Annotated in this window: 1 rRNA gene; it reads left to right on the forward strand. The window is 54.0% G+C overall.

The window, feature by feature from the left end:
- Window positions 1-1,396: ribosomal RNA gene (locus IFO68_RS21785) — 23S ribosomal RNA — on the forward strand; the annotation flags it as partial.
- Between the last annotated feature and the right edge of the window lie 19 nt (window positions 1,397-1,415).

Genomic DNA, 1,415 nt, shown 5'->3' on the forward strand with positions numbered 1-1,415 from the left:
TAAGGCTGAGACCCGATGTCGAGTCACCACGGTGATGAAGTCATTGATGCCATGCTTCCGGGAAAAGCCTCTAAGCTTCAGATAATAAGCAATCGTACCCCAAACCGACACAGGTGGTCAGGTAGAGAATACCAAGGCGCTTGAGAGAACTCGGGTGAAGGAACTAGGCAAAATGGTACCGTAACTTCGGGAGAAGGTACGCTCCTGGCGGTGAAGTCCCTTGCGGATGGAGCTGCCGGGAGTCGCAGATACCAGGTGGCTGCAACTGTTTATTAAAAACACAGCACTGTGCAAAATCGAAAGATGACGTATACGGTGTGACGCCTGCCCGGTGCCGGAAGGTTAATTGATGGGGTTATCTTCGGAGAAGCTCTTGATCGAAGCCCCGGTAAACGGCGGCCGTAACTATAACGGTCCTAAGGTAGCGAAATTCCTTGTCGGGTAAGTTCCGACCTGCACGAATGGCGTAATGATGGCCACGCTGTCTCCACCCGAGACTCAGTGAAATTGAAATCGCAGTGAAGATGCTGCGTACCCGCGGCTAGACGGAAAGACCCCGTGAACCTTTACTACAGCTTGGCACTGAACATTGACCCTACATGTGTAGGATAGGTGGGAGGCTTCGAAGCAGGTACGCCAGTATCTGTGGAGCCGTCCTTGAAATACCACCCTTGTCGTGTTGATGTTCTAACGTCGCCCCGTTATCCGGGGTGCGGACAGTGCCTGGTGGGTAGTTTGACTGGGGCGGTCTCCTCCCAAAGCGTAACGGAGGAGCACGAAGGTGGGCTAATCACGGTCGGACATCGTGAGGTTAGTGCAATGGCATAAGCCCGCTTAACTGCGAGAATGACGGTTCGAGCAGGTGCGAAAGCAGGTCATAGTGATCCGGTGGTTCTGAATGGAAGGGCCATCGCTCAACGGATAAAAGGTACTCCGGGGATAACAGGCTGATACCGCCCAAGAGTTCATATCGACGGCGGTGTTTGGCACCTCGATGTCGGCTCATCACATCCTGGGGCTGAAGTCGGTCCCAAGGGTATGGCTGTTCGCCATTTAAAGTGGTACGCGAGCTGGGTTTAGAACGTCGTGAGACAGTTCGGTCCCTATCTGCCGTGGGCGCTGGATGATTGAAGGGAGTTGCTCCTAGTACGAGAGGACCGGAGTGAACGAACCGCTGGTGTTCGGGTTGTGTCGCCAGACGCATTGCCCGGTAGCTAAGTTCGGCACAGATAACCGCTGAAAGCATCTAAGCGGGAAGCTGGCCCTGAGATGAGTCATCCCTGAGGCTTTGAGCCTCCTGAAGGGCTGTTCGAGACTAGAACGTTGATAGGCAGGGTGTGTAAGCGTTGTGAGGCGCTCAGCTAACCTGTACTAATTGCCCGTGAGGCTTAACCATACAACACCCAAGGGGTTTT

The sequence above is a fragment of the Photobacterium arenosum genome, from assembly GCF_014841115.1.
Classification (GTDB): Bacteria; Pseudomonadota; Gammaproteobacteria; order Enterobacterales; family Vibrionaceae; genus Photobacterium; species Photobacterium arenosum.